This is a genomic window from Ochrobactrum sp. PL_is483, assembly GCF_055816855.1.
In genome coordinates this window covers 22,949-37,053 of sequence record NZ_JBVPGS010000017.1, presented here as the reverse complement: position 1 = coordinate 37,053, position 14,105 = coordinate 22,949, and the positions used below count along the sequence as shown (strand labels likewise).

Below are 14,105 nucleotides of genomic sequence, written 5' to 3'. Positions count from 1 at the left end.
AGCCTGTTCCAAAAGTCGCCATGCCGGTCTGCAAATGGCAATTTTCTGCGTTCCGGTGCTCATGTACTGTTCAAGTACATTGTGCTCCGGTACTCGAAAATCGCCATTTTCGCCTCGGCCTGCCGCTTTTTGATTCAGGCTCTGATGAGAAACCGGCGAAAATTTGCGAATTTGATGCATGAACAGGCATGTGGCTTGCCCAAACGTCAAATTCATTTCGCCAGCGAATGTCGCGACCCATTCTCAGCACACTATTAATAGGACTATTGCCTCTCGCCCGCTTTCGTGATTTGGTCCAATAGTTTCGAGAGTGGGCCAAACAAAGGGCAAAGCTGCAATGAAACCGAAGTCGCCGCCGGGCCTGCTGCTGCCGGGAAGCGAGGAACTGCAGAAGTTCCACGAGCAGCGCATCGCCATGCTGGAAGGCATGAGCGGGCCGGTGATTGCTTTGCCGACGCGCTATCCCGACGGCTATTTCGTGCCGCGCCATCGTCACAGCCGGGCGCAGCTTCTGTGCGCGTCCCAAGGGGTGGTGCTGGTGACGACCGATGCCGGACGCTGGATGATACCCAGCGATCACGCCATGTGGATACCGGCGGGTGTGGAGCATTCGGTCGAAATTCTCGGCGAAGTTTTCATGCGGTCGATCTATATCTGCGTCGATGCCGTGTCGGGTGTGCCGGATTATCTTCATGTGGTCGGGCTGACCGATCTGATGCGGTGCCTCATAACCGATGCAACGGCGCAGGACAGCACGCCTGAACCCGACAGTCGCGATGCGCTGGTGATCGAACTTATATTGCGGGACCTTCACACGCTGCCGCAACGCTCGTTGGGCCTGCCTTTTCCATCCGATCCGCGCCTGGAGAAGCTGTGTCGGGAATTCGTGAAAAAGCCTTCTTCACGCGCCACAATTGACGACTGGGCGGACAGGATGGCGATGAGTCGACGCTCGTTCACCCGGCATTTCCAGCGGGAAACCGGCGTAAGCCTTTCGGTCTGGCGCCAGCAGGCATGCCTGTTCGCCGCGGTTCCCCGCCTCACGGAAGGGGAGGCGGTGACGAGCGTGGCGCTGGATTTGGGTTATGACAGCGTTTCCGCTTTCACGACGATGTTCCGCAGGATGCTCGGAGTTTCGCCACGGTTCTATTTGCCGCGGCTCGACACTGTTCCGTTTGAACGCAGCGATAGCGTCGCGGCGGAATAATAATAATAATAATTGTCTCTGCGATGGGAGCGCATTAATAGGACGACATGCTTTTTCAACGCCGTAATCCCCCGACCAGAAAAGAGCGTCTGAGGCTTCTGGTCTGGCCGCGCCGCTCCTTCTCCCGTTCCCTCCGGTACGGTGGCAAACGGATTCTGCGTATCACGGCCTCGCCGCATGCCGTTGCTGCCGGTCTAGCGGTCGGCGTGTTCTCGGCTTTTACACCTTTCTTCGGCTTTCATCTTATCATTGCGATTGTGCTTGCCTATTTTCTCGCAGGGAATATCGCCGCCGCAGCACTTGGCACGACGCTTGCCAACCCGCTGACGCTGCCTTTCATCTGGGGAAGTACGTTCGAGCTTGGCCGTTTCATCATGAATGGCAGCATCGACGATGCGCCGCCGGTGCGCCTCGGACGAGCCTTGGAAACTATGCGTTTCGATGAAATCTGGACTCCGCTCCTGAAACCGATGCTGTTCGGTTCCACCATTCTGGGCGCCGCATTCGCCGTCGTGGTCTATTTCGTCACCCGGTTTGCGGTTTCAGCCTTCCGTCGTCGCCGCATCGAGCGTCTTGCGGAAAAGCACCGCCTGCATCGCGCACAGGAGCCTCAGAAAGCATGATTGTCGGTATTGGCAGCGACCTCATCGATATTCGCCGTGTCGAGAGTGCGCTTGAGCGGCATGGCGACCGTTTCCGCAACAGGGTATTTACAGAGACCGAGCAGAAGAAATCGGATGGACGCAAGCAGCGTGCCGCATCTTATGCAAAGCGTTTCGCGGCGAAGGAAGCCTGTGCCAAGGCGCTCGGAACCGGCATAGCCCAGGGCGTTTTCTGGCGGGACATGGGCGTGGTCAATGCTCCTTCGGGAAAGCCCACCATGCATCTCACCGGCGGCGCGGCCAAACAGTTGCAGAAACTCTTGCCCGCCGGAACCCGCGCTGCCATACATCTGACAATTACCGATGATTTTCCTCTCGCGCAGGCTTTCGTTATCATCGAAGCCCTGTCTGAGACGAAATAATTGTGATTGTGACAGGCAAACTCCTGCTCATAATCGTGCGATAAACCGGCGTTCTGCCGGCGGCGTGATTGCGTCATGCATTCATAGTCGTTATTAGATCGCGTTATCGGAAGCGGAGATCCAATGAGCGTGTCCAGCAAGAGTGAGACAAAAAAATCCGGCGGCCTTGGCGAAACCATGAGCGTTATCGTGCAGGCGCTGCTGCTGGCACTGGTCATCCGCACCCTGCTTTTCCAGCCTTTCAGCATACCATCGGGCTCCATGCGCCCAACGCTTCTGGAAGGCGATTATCTGTTCGTTTCCAAATATGCCTATGGCTATTCGCGCTATTCGCTGCCGTTCGGGCTGGACCTGTTTTCGGGCCGCATCTGGAGCGCTGAGCCGAAGCGCGGCGACGTGGTGGTGTTCAAGCTGCCAAGCGATCCTTCTGTCGACTATATCAAGCGCGTGATCGGCCTGCCGGGCGACCGCGTGCAGATGCGCGGCGGTGTGCTCTATATCAACGATCAGGCGGTCAAGCGCGATCGCATCGGCACGATCAATAATCCCGATGTCACCGAGCAGAACCGCCCGGTCGAGGTCTATCGCGAAACCCTGCCGGAAGGCGTGACCTACGACACGCTCGACCTTGCGCCCAATTCCATCGGTGACGATACGCGCGTCTTCGAGGTTCCCGCCGGTCATTACTTCATGATGGGCGACAATCGCGACAACTCGCTCGATAGCCGCTTCGGTGTCGGTTATGTGCCGTTTGAAAATCTCGTCGGACGCGCCAACATCATTTTCTTCTCCATCGCCGACAAGGCAAGCCCGTTGGAAATCTGGAAATGGCCGTCCGAAGTTCGCTTTGGCCGACTGTTCAATTCAGTCAATGGCACACCGCATACAGCCGTAACCGGAAATTGAAATGGCTTCGGCAAATCAGACAGCAGCAATTCTGGAAGAGCGCACCGGACACCGTTTTCTTAATCTGAAACGGCTGGATCGTGCGCTCACCCACTCAAGTGTGCAGGCGCCATCGCGCGCAAATTATGAACGTCTCGAATTTCTCGGTGACCGCGTTCTGGGGCTGACCGTCGCCGAAATGCTGTTCGATGAATTCCCGGAAGCATCCGAAGGCGAATTGTCGGTTCGTCTCAATGCGCTGGTAAATGCCGAAACCTGTGCGGCGATTGCCGACGAGATCGGTCTTGCCGATCTCATTCATACCGGCTCCGACATCAAGTCACTGAATGACAAGCGCCTCTTGAATGTGCGGGCCGATGTGGTCGAGGCGCTGATTGCCACGATCTATCTTGATGGCGGGCTTGAAGCCGCGCGACGCTTTGTTAAGCGTTACTGGGAAAAGCGGTCCCTGCAAACGGGCGCCGCCCGCCGTGATGCCAAGACGGAACTGCAGGAATGGGCACACCAGCAGGGCAATGTCCACCCTGCCTATTCCATCATCAGCCGCACCGGCCCGGACCATGATCCGTTGTTCACGGTGGAGGTGACGGTCAAGGGGTTTGCTGCGGAAACGGGCGAGGGCCGTTCAAAACGGATAGCCGAACAACACGCGGCGGAAGCGATGCTTTATCGTGAAGGCGTCTGGAAGCGTGACAATCCGGCTTGATGCAAGAATTGGCAATTTTTAAATCGTGATCGGTTATAATGGTCTAATACGGATAAATGCCGCTTTCGCGTGCAGTTTTGTCGTATCTGGGACGTCGTGCGCTGGAGGACGGCGGCGTTCCGCAAGGAAATATCGTCTGGAAGGATAAACAATGAATAATCGGACGACGCCGGCTGACGGCGAGAACGAAGCAGGACAGACGCGTTCCGGCTTCGTGGCGCTGATCGGGGCGCCGAATGCGGGGAAATCCACGCTGGTCAATCAGCTTGTGGGAACCAAGGTTTCAATCGTCACGCACAAGGTGCAGACGACGCGCGCCCTTGTGCGCGGCATATTCATCGAAGATCAGGCGCAGATTGTCCTGGTGGACACGCCGGGCATTTTCCGCCCGAAGCGCAGGCTCGACCGCGCCATGGTCACCACGGCCTGGGGCGGCGCCAAGGATGCCGATATCATTCTGGTGCTTCTCGATTCGCAAGGCGGCTTGAACGAAAATGCCGAAGCGCTGCTTTCGAGCATGAAGGATGTGCGCCAGAAGAAGGTTCTGGTGCTCAACAAGGTTGATCGCGTCGATCCGCCGGTTCTGCTGGATCTTGCCCGCAAGGCCAATGAGCTTGTCGCATTCGACCAGACTTTCATGGTTTCCGCGCTGAACGGCTCGGGCTGCAAGGATCTGGCAAAATATCTGGCCGACAATGTTCCAAACGGCCCATGGTATTATCCGGAAGACCAGATTTCCGACATGCCGATGCGCCAGCTCGCGGCCGAAATCACCCGCGAAAAGCTCTATCTGCGTCTGCATGAAGAACTGCCCTATGCGTCGACCGTGGAAACGGAGCGCTGGGAAGAGCGCAAGGACGGCTCCGTTCGCATCGAGCAGGTCATCTATGTCGAGCGCGAAAGCCAGAAGAAGATCGTCCTCGGTCACAAGGGCGAGACAATCAAGGCAATCGGGCAGTCAGCGCGCAAGGAAATCTCCGAGATACTGGAACAGACCGTTCATCTCTTCCTTTTCGTGAAGGTGCGTGAGAACTGGGGCAACGATCCGGAACGCTACCGCGAAATGGGCCTTGATTTTCCAACCTAGAGCGCGTTTCGATCTGATGAAATCAGATCGGCGCTCTAACTTTGTACTGGCGCGCATCTTGTCCGAAAACCGTTTCACACTTTTCGGGATGCGCTAATTCATAAGACTGGCGGCCATGGAATGGCGCGATGAAGGCATAATTCTCGGGACACGACGCCATGGCGAGACAAGCGCCATCGTGGAAGTGATGACCCGTGAGCATGGCCGCCATATGGGTATGGTGCGCGGCGGGCGTTCCCGCCGCATGCAGCCTTTGCTCCAGCCGGGCAATCATGTTGATGTGACATGGTGGGCGCGGCTGGATGAGCATATGGGCAGCTTTACCATCGAACCGCTGGAGTTTGCTGCCGCGCGCCTCATCGAAACGCCGGTGGCGCTTTACGGTATCCAACTGGCGGCTTCCCACCTGCGCCTTTTGCCGGAACGCGACCCGCACCGCGGTCTTTACGAGACGTTTCGGCTTATCATAGAGCATTTTGACGACCCGCTTGCCTCTGGCGAACTGGTGTTGCGCTTTGAGGTGATGATGCTTGAGGAACTGGGCTTCGGTCTTGATCTCAAGGAATGCGCCGCGACGGGCGTCAAGGAAGACCTGATCTATGTGTCGCCAAAATCCGGGCGTGCTGTCTGCCGTGATGCGGGCGCGCCCTGGGCCGACAAGCTTCTGGTTCTGCCGGGTTTCGTCAACAACACGGCCGTTCGTGCAACGTCCTATGACGACATCGATCATGCCTTCACGATGACGGGTTATTTCCTGATGCGGCACGTCTGGGAACCACGTGCGATAACGCCACCCGATGCGCGCGGCGGGTTTCTGAACGCCCTCGGGCGGGCGATCAGTCCATAGTTTCATTGAAGCATGATCTTTTCCGAAAACCGGCTCCCACTTTTCGGGATCATGCTTTCACAGCCAGGCTGAAAACCTCACCTTCAAACGCGTCTGCTCCGCGCCCGATTGCGCGTATGGCGGCAACCATCCGCCCCTGTCGCCCCAGAATATCGTCTGCGAGCGCTATGAGCCGGATATTTGGCGTTGCCGATGGAGACCCACCACGCACAATCCCGGCAAGCACATTTTCATCGAGCGTGGGGTTCAAAGCCGAAGCGATGATGAAAGCCGCAGCCGTGGAACGGGAAATACCGGCGTAGCAGTGGATAAGCAAAGGCGCATCCATGGGCCAGCCCTTCGCGAAGTCCAGAAGCGCCTGCACGTGGCTTGCATCGGGAGCAACCAATCCCGCACGCGGTTCAACAATATCGTTGAATGTCAGCGAGAGGCGTACGGCATCATAGCCATCCGGCAGAGCCGCAGGGTTTTCGCTTCCAAGCGTCACAACATGGCTTGGCCGGTGCAATGCAAGTTGTGTTGCCAGTTGCGACAAGGGCGCCACGACGATCCGGCTCATCGGTTCTGCCGAGCTTTCTCCAATGCCGCAAACCGTGCGAGGAAATCCGTCTGCACATCCTGTGTCGGGCGCGGGGTGATATCCAGTCCTGCCGGATCGAAACCGCGCGGACGCCCGAAATATTTAACGGCTTCCGTCTCGGTGAAACCTGCAAGCCGTGTGGCTTCAAAGAAGGCTGCGACCTGATCGGCACGCTTGATGAGTGTCTTAAGCTGAGCGGGAACGGTGATCGGCAGTGAAAAGCGCAAGTGAATGGCATTTTCCAGCCGCGTTTCAATCATCTTGTAACTGCCGCCCATCACCGCCTTGAAGGGCGAAATCATGTCGCCGATCACGTATTCCGGCGCATCGTGCAGAAGCGAGAGTAGCTGCCATTCTATGCTGGCATCGGGCACCAGCCGGGTGAATATCTGGTCCACCAGCAGCGAATGCTGGGCAACCGAAAATGCGTGTTCACCGACCGTCTGCCCGTTCCAGCGCGCAACGCGGGCCAGACCATGGGCAATATCCTCAATCTCGACATCAAGCGGGGACGGGTCGAGCAGATCGAGACGGCGGCCCGACAACATGCGTTGCCAGGCGCGCGTCTTGCCGGAAGATCGGTCGGCGCTTGCCATCAGGCGTTTCCTGCTTCGGCTTCCGGAAATCCGAACCGCACGTGCGGCGGCAAGGTGAGGGTGACTGGCGTCTCGCCCGCAAGAATGACGTTCCCGGCATCCATCGCATCCTTGACCCGGTCGATGCGTACAAGCGCGATGCCGACCATATCAGCCGAGCTTCCCATCGTGCCGATCTCACGTCCATCAACGGTGAGCGGCGTGCCCATCGGCGGAAGAGGGGCCTCGGAGCGGGCCACCAGAACGCGCCGCCGTGCCGTGCCGCGATGCTGCATCCGGGACACGACTTCCTGGCCGATGAAACAGCCTTTCGGGAACGACACGCCGCCCGTCTGGTCGAAGTTGACGTCATGCGGGAACACGTCGCTGTAAGCGAAATCCGTTTCACCTTCCGCTATGCCATATTCCGCGCGCAGCTTCGTCCATGCGTTCTCATCGGTTGCGCCATCTGCCTGACCATAAATCCGGTAGACATTCAGTTCGGCTGGAAAACGGCTGTCGCGCTTGATTGAATCACTTTGTGAAGAATGTGATTCAGTTTGCCAGGAAACGCTGACAAGCGATTCTGGCAACTGCTTTATTTCGGCTTTCGCACGCAGCCGGTAGAGCGTGATACGCTTGATAAAATCGGCGGCAATGCTTGCCGGAAGATCGAAACGCAAGCCGCCATCGATGCGTGAAACGAGAAAGTCGAACAGGATTTTCCCTTGCGGAGCGAGCAAGGCTCCCGGTTTGAGCTCGTCAGCTCCAAGCTTGTCGAGATCGGTCGTAATCACAGCCTGCAGAAACTTTTCAGCCTCTTCGCCCGTGATGTGAACCAAAGCCCTGTTGGAAAGATTTACCGTTTCAGCTGCCGTCGTCATCGCTTCGTCCTTGCCTTTCGCGCCCTCGTTACGTAAGCCCCATTGCAGAGGCTCGCAAGTCCTATCAATCTGGCAGGAGACAACTATGGCCGAAACATTCGATACGATTTTGAAGGGTGCAACCATCGTCAATCACGACGGTATAGGCCAGCGCGACATCGGTATTCGCAATGGGCACATCGCTGCCATAGGCTCTCTTTCCACTCACGCGGCGGGCGAGGTGATCGATTGCACCGGCCTGCATATTCTGCCCGGCGTGGTGGATAGCCAGGTGCATTTCCGCGAGCCCGGCCTTGAACACAAGGAAGATCTCGAAACCGGCTCTCTTGCCGCCGTGTTGGGCGGTGTGACCTCGGTCTTCGAGATGCCGAACACGAAACCGCTCACGACTTCGGCGGAAACGCTGGAAGACAAGGTGAGACGTGGCCGTCATCGCATGCACTGCGATTTTGCTTTCTGGGTTGGCGGCACGCGCGACAATGCGAAGGACGTTGCCGAACTGGAACGCCTGCCGGGCGCTGCGGGCATCAAGGTATTCATGGGATCATCCACAGGCGATCTGCTGGTCGAGGACGACGACGGCGTGCGCTCGATCCTCAAGAACACGCGTCGCCGCGCGGCTTTCCATTCGGAAGACGAGTTCCGGCTTGAAGAGCGTAAGGGCCTGCGGGTTGAGGGCGATCCGTCGAGCCATCCGGTCTGGCGCGATGAAATTGCAGCACTTCAGTGCACCGAACGGCTTGTGCGCATCGCGCGCGACACCGGTGCGCGTATCCACGTGCTGCATATCTCCACTGCCGAAGAAATCGGCTTCCTGAAAGATCACAAGGATGTTGCGACGTGCGAAGCGACCCCGCACCACCTCACTTTGTCGGCAGACGATTACAAGACGCTCGGCAATCTCATTCAGATGAACCCGCCGGTGCGTGACAAGCGCCACCGCGACGGTGTGTGGAAGGGCATCGATCAGGGTATTGTCGATGTGCTCGGTTCCGACCATGCCCCGCACACGCTGGAAGAAAAGCAGAAGCCCTATCCGGCTTCGCCGTCCGGCATGACGGGCGTGCAGACGCTGGTGCCGATCATGCTTGACCACATCAATGCGGGCAGGCTTTCGCTGGAACGCTTTGTCGATCTTTCCAGCCACGGCCCGAACCGTATTTTTGGCATGGCCCGCAAGGGACGCATTGCGGTCGGCTATGATGCAGACCTCACCATCGTGGATATGAAGCGCCGCGAAACGATCACGCATGAGCAGGCCGGTTCGAAAGCTGGCTGGACGCCCTATCATGGCAAGACCGTCACCGGATGGCCGGTTGGAACTTTCGTTCGCGGTATCAAGGTGATGTGGGAAGCGGAAATCGTAAACGCCAACAAGGGCGAGCCGGTGGAGTTTCTCGAAGCATTGCCGCATCGCTGAAGGTCGTCTCATGTTTGTTGTCAACCTGACCTACACCAAGCCTCTTGAGGAGATCGGGAGGCATCTTGAAGCGCATCGGGAATTTCTGGACCGGCAATATGCGGATGGTGTTTTTCTGGCTTCCGGGCCGAAAAACCCACGAAATGGCGGCGTGATCCTCGCAAGCGGTAAGGTCAGCAAGCGTGAGTTGGATTCGATACTGAAGCTCGACCCCTTCATGCAATATGGACTGGCAACTTATGATGTCGTCGAGTTTACGCCAGCAAAGTATGCGCCTCCTCTTGGTGATCTTCTTTAAGGTAAGGAGCTGGTAGCATATTGGCGTGATCTGTCCGCTCTTTGTCCGTAAGGCGGCTTTCGGTCTTGGTTGCAAGGCGTATTCTCTCTCTATAGTCTTTTGATAGGGAGAACAAAAATGTCCGCTCACGATACTGCTCTGCTGGTAATCGACGCTCAGGAGTCGTTCCGCCACCGGCCTTATTACCGGGACGAAGAGGTTGGCGGCTATATCGAGCGCCAGCAGGCGCTGATTGATGGCGCCAAGCGCGCCGGTATTCCGGTGGTGCAGATTTTTCACGTCGAGAATGAAGGACCGTTCTCGGAAGCGTCGGGTCTGGTGAAGGCAATCTCGCCGCTATCGATTGAACCTGACGCAGTTTTCCGCAAGCGCCGCCACAGCGCGCTGGTCGGAAGCGGGCTTGACGTCTGGCTGGTCGCCAACGGCATCCGCCGCGTGCTGGTTTCCGGCATTCGCACCGAGCAGTGCTGCGAGACGACTACGCGGCAGGCTTCGGATTTCGGATATCAGGTCGATTTCGTCAGCGAAGCGACCCTGACCTTCCCGATGACGGACGCAACTGGCCGTGAATGGAGCGCTGCCGATATCAAGGCTCGTACCGAGCTTGTTCTGGCCAATCGCTTTGCCCGTATCGTAACTGTGGAACAGGCGCTGGCTGCGCCCGGAGAACGGAAGGCGGCATGAGTGGTCAAGCGGACATTGCCCGGATAGTTCCGGTTTATGTCGTTATCCCGCCCCGTGTGCTTTTGCTCGACGTGGCGGGACCGCTTGAGGTTTTGCGCAAGGCAAATCTTGAGCAGAATAAGGTGCGGTTCGATGTTCGCTATATCGGGCCCGCGCCAGCTGCGATCAGTTCCATTGGCCTCTCGGTCGCGGGTGTGGAACCGCTGCCGGAGGCGCTGCCAGATGGCGCGCTGGTCATTGTTTCGGGTGCGGCGGACGTTCCGCTCGGAAGTGCGGAGACCGACAGATCCGCCGATGCGGTGCTGGAAAAGGACATCGTTCTGTGGCTTCGCCGGGCGGTGCGTCCGGGCGTACGGCTGGTGACGATCTGTTCCGGCGCGCTGCTCGCAGCGCGTGCGGGATTGCTGGACGGCTATTCCTGCACTACCCATCATCTGACAATTGATGAACTTGAACGACTGGCCCCCGCAGCGCGTGTTCATGAAAACAGACTCTTCGTCGAGGATGGCGAGCGGCTGACGAGTGCGGGCATCACCGCAGGCATCGACCTGATGCTGCACATTGTTGCCGGGCTGACCGATCATGCCACGGCGCTGGCGGTCGCACGCTATCTGGTCGTCTATCTGCGTCGCAGCGGCAATGATCCGCAGCTATCGCCCTGGCTTGAAGGGCGAAATCACCTGAATCCCGTCGTGCATCGCGCACAGGATGCCATCGCGCATGATCCGGCAGCCGAATGGTCGGTGGAAAGACTGGCAAATATCGGCGGGGCCAGCCCGCGCAATTTTTCGCGGCTTTTCAACGAATATGCCGGAATGACGGTGACGGATTATGTCAACCGGCTCAAGATCAGCCTCGCGCGCGAGATGCTCATGAATTCGGAACTGGATATTGAAAATGTTGCGACAAAGGCCGGTTTTGCTTCTGCACGCCAGTTTCGTCGAGTCTGGCAGCGCATCTACAAGGAGCCGCCGAGCCGGATTCGCATTGCGGTCTGATTATTCGCCCGCTGTGAAAATAGTGCATATAAGCTTATATTTATTGATTTGCTACGATGCTAGTAAATATGTCAGGTATATTTTTAATTCACCTTTATGTATTGACAAAATGTAATGATTAAGGAGATTTCAATGGCAACTTATAGTATATTTAATTCAGAGCTTGAGCTTTATCTTCGATGTGATTACAATCCGTCCAATACTGCGTCTCCTGTTTATGGAGATGATTTGCCTTCATATGTATGGAATCTGGATGTATCTGAAATTGAACCAAATATTGAAAGCAGGATTCGCGTATCAGTATCTGGTGGTGACGGATATCTAAGCCGTGAGGGGAAGACTAATTTCGTTGACGCCAGGCCTTTGGGAACTAAGGATCCTCTAGTATTTACTTTTACGCCTACCGGGGTAAGGGATGGAGAGTACTACATCGGTGTTGCAGGTACATCTCTATACCTGATTATGGAGTCGGTATCTATCAACCCCACTGCGCTTGGTCCTACTGCTCAGGCTTGGGTGTTCAAGGCGAATGATTAAATGATGTAATAGCTCGAGCACCAATCTGATCGAAAATCAGATTGGTGCCTTATTCCTCCATTCTGACATATGGGACGAGTTGTACTCGAATTATGGACACCAAATGTGTCTTCGAGGTTCGATTTCGGCGCTGCGCGCCAGTTTCGTCGGGTCTGGCAGCGCATCTACAAGGAGCCGCCGAGCCGGATTCGCATTGCGGTCTGATTATTCGCCCGCTGTGAAAAAGCGCCAGCTGCCGTCAGGCCCAATGCCGATACTGTAGAAAATATAGCCGCCTGCCTTCTTCATATCCTCGAAATCACCGGCGGTGACGATCTCGAAAAGCTCCACGATCTGCGGCGGTGTCAGCTTGTCGAGAGGCATGGCGTAGAAATAGGGCCAGACATAGACCTCGTCCTCCTTGCCTGCATTCAGATGGACGTAGCCCGTGTCCAGAAGATCGACGATGATTGCGAGAACTTCGCGGCCTGCTTCATCGCCCGAGAGCGATTTGAGGAAATCGATAACATCTTCCTCGTGGTCTTCCAGCGAGAGCTGTGTCGCCTTGTCCTCGACGCCGAGAAGCGGACGTAATTGCTCGATGTCGCCGGAACGGGCGGCTTGCAACATGCGCTCACGCATCTGCTTCACAGGTTCCGGAAGCTTGTCGAAATCCCGGTGGATTTCCGGCATAGGCTTGGAGGCAGCCGAGGCAGGCGCGCTGTCCGGCGATATTCTCGGCAGTGCGCGGGGAAGCGCGCCGGGCAGGGGAATGGGGGAAGGGTTGTCACCTTCATCCGCCACAATGCGGGCGCCGGGGCGTTGCAGGAAATCCAACTGATCCGCCAGCGCGAGATCGAACGAATTTGCCGCTGCAGCGGGCAAGGCAATGCCGCAGGCAAGGAATATCCCTGCCAGTAAATTTCGAGGCGAGGCGGAGTTCCGGATCGGGAAAAACATCTGGCGCTGGAAGGGGGACGCCGGGAGGGAACTGCTGCGCCGGTCTGGTCCCGCGACCGGCGTTTTTTCTGCTCTTACTGAAGAATGCGCTGCGGCAGGAAGGTTCCTGCTACAATCTGCTCACGCATCTTTTCGATCAGCTCCAGCGCGCAGTCGTCGCCTGCCTCACGGATCAGTTCGGTAAGCGCGGTCGTGAAGGCTGCTTCGGCAAGGATTTCCGGTTCGATACCTTCAGAGATACCGTCAGCCCAGGCCTCATTATGATATTCGATTGCAACGAGCTTCTTCTCGCGCGCAATCATTTCGTCCAGATCGACCGGTGCATGTTCCATAGATTTCATCCTGGCTTTCGCCTTTCTGTCGCACTGGCGATGTCTCACCGTTTTGCGGGAGCTCAACCGCCTGGCAACCTGACTGCCTTCTTAAGACAGTGTTAACAGATTATCACGGATTTGAACGAACTAATCCTGTCAATCCGCACAAGAGTGAATGATTGGTTAATTTCCATAGCGTGAGATGATCTCGTTCGACAAGTCCCCGCCTTCCTTCATGTAGCGATCTATCGCCGCAAGCGCCGAGGGGGTGCAGCGGGTATAATTGTCGCTGAACACGCGATAGCCGTGGTTGAAGCTTGAAATGAGCCGCACCCGTTCGGCTTCGGAGGGCTTTTCCGCCGTCACGATTGCATCCATCCGATCGCGCCATTCGCTGCCAGCCTCGCCGCACAGATTGCGCAGATAGTGAAGCGAGCCGAGAATTTCGGCGAGCCGCAACATCTTCCCTTCATAGGGCGCGTCCTGAGCGAAAGCCGGAAGTGCCGCCCCGACCCACAAAGCGATCGAGAGGCAGACAGCCGGTCGAAAAAACGAAATGCCTTTCAATCGAAACCTCTCACCTGAAAATGAGCTATTGCCACAAATAGGGGCCACTTCAAGGCAGATTGCTAAACAGGATTAATATAGGAATGCTCGTCCTCGGTCTCTGCCACCGACCGGGCGACATCAAGGGTGCTGTCCGTCACTTTCGCGGACGCCATTTCCTCTATGGTCAGCCAGTGAATGGATGCGGCGTCGTCCCCGGCCATTTCCCGACCTGAAAATTCCATAGCCCGGAAGACAGACAGGAAATAGCTCTTGTCATAGGCCTTGCCTTCAAGCGCCAGGTCCACGGTTATGACGTGCGACAGGGCCTTTGCATCGAGCGCTGTTTCTTCCTTGAGTTCACGAATTGCCGCTTGTTGCGGCGTTTCGCCCGGTTCGATGCTGCCGCCCGGAAAGGCGAGCCAGCCCTTCCACGGCTCTTTCCCGCGCTCGACTAGAAGAAACCGCCTTTCGCGTCTGCAGATCAGCGAAACACCATGAACCTTTGCAGGTATCGGAAATACGGGAACTGTTTTCATGATGCTCAAGCTAC

General features: G+C 56.9%; 19 protein-coding genes and 1 pseudogene. 13 read left to right on the top strand and 7 right to left on the bottom strand.

Annotation, left to right across the window (positions count from 1 at the left end):
- Positions 1 to 34 precede the first annotated feature (34 nt).
- From AC0TNJ_RS00690 to recO, 8 genes and pseudogenes are all read left to right on the top strand, one after another.
- Positions 35 to 150 (top strand): annotated as a pseudogene (locus tag AC0TNJ_RS00690) (flagellar basal body P-ring protein FlgI); the annotation flags it as partial.
- A 217-nt stretch (positions 151 to 367) separates the two neighbouring features.
- A complete protein-coding gene (locus AC0TNJ_RS00685) occupies positions 368 to 1,207 on the top strand; it encodes an AraC family transcriptional regulator (protein WP_473767675.1) in 840 nt (279 codons plus the stop codon).
- A gap of 47 nt (positions 1,208 to 1,254) precedes the next feature.
- Entirely contained in the window at positions 1,255 to 1,830 is a 576-nt protein-coding gene (gene bspA / locus AC0TNJ_RS00680) for a type IV secretion system effector BspA (protein WP_122000018.1), read from the top strand.
- The gene (acpS, locus tag AC0TNJ_RS00675; RefSeq protein WP_122000019.1) at positions 1,827 to 2,231 is read left to right on the top strand and encodes a holo-ACP synthase; all 405 of its coding nucleotides are present in this window, start codon (positions 1,827 to 1,829) and stop codon (positions 2,229 to 2,231) included. Before bspA ends, acpS begins: the two co-directional genes overlap by 4 nt.
- Positions 2,232 to 2,354: 123 nt before the next feature.
- Positions 2,355 to 3,137: a signal peptidase I gene (lepB, locus tag AC0TNJ_RS00670; RefSeq protein WP_473769906.1), complete on the top strand. Its 783-nt coding sequence runs from the start codon at positions 2,355 to 2,357 to the stop codon at positions 3,135 to 3,137.
- A 1-nt stretch (position 3,138) separates the two neighbouring features.
- Positions 3,139 to 3,843: a ribonuclease III gene (gene rnc / locus AC0TNJ_RS00665; protein WP_122000021.1), complete on the top strand. Its 705-nt coding sequence runs from the start codon at positions 3,139 to 3,141 to the stop codon at positions 3,841 to 3,843.
- 151 nt (positions 3,844 to 3,994) lie between these two features.
- Positions 3,995 to 4,930: a GTPase Era gene (gene era / locus AC0TNJ_RS00660; RefSeq protein ID WP_122000022.1), complete on the top strand. Its 936-nt coding sequence runs from the start codon at positions 3,995 to 3,997 to the stop codon at positions 4,928 to 4,930.
- Positions 4,931 to 5,045: 115 nt separating this feature from the next.
- Positions 5,046 to 5,777, top strand: a complete 732-nt coding sequence (recO, locus tag AC0TNJ_RS00655; protein WP_473769905.1) for a DNA repair protein RecO — start codon at positions 5,046 to 5,048, stop codon at positions 5,775 to 5,777.
- A 49-nt stretch (positions 5,778 to 5,826) separates the two neighbouring features.
- Here recO and AC0TNJ_RS00650 read toward each other — a convergent pair whose 3' ends face one another.
- Genes AC0TNJ_RS00650 through ygfZ form a run of 3 tightly spaced genes read right to left on the bottom strand, consistent with a single transcriptional unit; the run spans position 5,827 to position 7,816 of the window.
- Positions 5,827 to 6,336: a tyrosine phosphatase family protein gene (locus AC0TNJ_RS00650; protein ID WP_473769904.1), complete on the bottom strand. Its 510-nt coding sequence runs from the start codon at positions 6,334 to 6,336 to the stop codon at positions 5,827 to 5,829.
- A complete protein-coding gene (locus AC0TNJ_RS00645) occupies positions 6,333 to 6,953 on the bottom strand; it encodes a YfbR-like 5'-deoxynucleotidase (protein ID WP_473769903.1) in 621 nt (206 codons plus the stop codon). Before AC0TNJ_RS00645 ends, AC0TNJ_RS00650 begins: the two co-directional genes overlap by 4 nt.
- Entirely contained in the window at positions 6,953 to 7,816 is an 864-nt protein-coding gene (ygfZ, locus tag AC0TNJ_RS00640; protein WP_473769902.1) for a CAF17-like 4Fe-4S cluster assembly/insertion protein YgfZ, read from the bottom strand. Before ygfZ ends, AC0TNJ_RS00645 begins: the two co-directional genes overlap by 1 nt.
- A gap of 85 nt (positions 7,817 to 7,901) precedes the next feature.
- Between ygfZ and AC0TNJ_RS00635 the strand changes: the two genes are divergently transcribed.
- The 5 genes from AC0TNJ_RS00635 to AC0TNJ_RS00615 all read left to right on the top strand — a co-directional run bounded on the left by AC0TNJ_RS00635 (position 7,902) and on the right by AC0TNJ_RS00615 (position 11,753).
- Positions 7,902 to 9,236, top strand: a complete 1,335-nt coding sequence (locus AC0TNJ_RS00635; protein ID WP_473769901.1) for a dihydroorotase — start codon at positions 7,902 to 7,904, stop codon at positions 9,234 to 9,236.
- A 10-nt stretch (positions 9,237 to 9,246) separates the two neighbouring features.
- On the top strand, positions 9,247 to 9,534 hold the full coding sequence (locus AC0TNJ_RS00630; protein ID WP_473769900.1) for a YciI family protein: 288 nt from the start codon (positions 9,247 to 9,249) through the stop codon (positions 9,532 to 9,534).
- Positions 9,535 to 9,651: 117 nt separating this feature from the next.
- Positions 9,652 to 10,218: an isochorismatase family protein gene (locus tag AC0TNJ_RS00625; RefSeq protein WP_122000028.1), complete on the top strand. Its 567-nt coding sequence runs from the start codon at positions 9,652 to 9,654 to the stop codon at positions 10,216 to 10,218.
- Positions 10,215 to 11,216, top strand: a complete 1,002-nt coding sequence (locus AC0TNJ_RS00620; protein WP_473769899.1) for a GlxA family transcriptional regulator — start codon at positions 10,215 to 10,217, stop codon at positions 11,214 to 11,216. Before AC0TNJ_RS00625 ends, AC0TNJ_RS00620 begins: the two co-directional genes overlap by 4 nt.
- 132 nt (positions 11,217 to 11,348) lie before the next feature.
- Positions 11,349 to 11,753 (top strand): hypothetical protein, encoded by a 405-nt coding sequence (locus AC0TNJ_RS00615; RefSeq protein ID WP_473769898.1) that lies wholly within the window; start codon positions 11,349 to 11,351, stop codon positions 11,751 to 11,753.
- A 204-nt stretch (positions 11,754 to 11,957) separates the two neighbouring features.
- On the opposite strand, the gene AC0TNJ_RS00610 is transcribed toward AC0TNJ_RS00615, so the two are convergent.
- The 4 genes from AC0TNJ_RS00610 to AC0TNJ_RS00595 all read right to left on the bottom strand — a co-directional run bounded on the left by AC0TNJ_RS00610 (position 11,958) and on the right by AC0TNJ_RS00595 (position 14,091).
- Positions 11,958 to 12,692 carry a hypothetical protein gene (locus AC0TNJ_RS00610; RefSeq protein ID WP_473769897.1) on the bottom strand — a complete coding sequence of 245 codons (735 nt, stop codon included), beginning with the start codon at positions 12,690 to 12,692 and terminating at the stop codon, positions 11,958 to 11,960.
- Positions 12,693 to 12,766: 74 nt separating this feature from the next.
- A complete protein-coding gene (locus tag AC0TNJ_RS00605) occupies positions 12,767 to 13,033 on the bottom strand; it encodes a hypothetical protein (protein ID WP_122000031.1) in 267 nt (88 codons plus the stop codon).
- Between the two features lie 156 nt (positions 13,034 to 13,189).
- Positions 13,190 to 13,564: a TIGR02301 family protein gene (locus tag AC0TNJ_RS00600; RefSeq protein WP_473769914.1), complete on the bottom strand. Its 375-nt coding sequence runs from the start codon at positions 13,562 to 13,564 to the stop codon at positions 13,190 to 13,192.
- Between the two features lie 71 nt (positions 13,565 to 13,635).
- Complete coding sequence (locus AC0TNJ_RS00595) at positions 13,636 to 14,091, bottom strand: NUDIX hydrolase (protein WP_473769896.1); 456 nt, start codon at positions 14,089 to 14,091, stop codon at positions 13,636 to 13,638.
- Positions 14,092 to 14,105 lie beyond the last annotated feature (14 nt).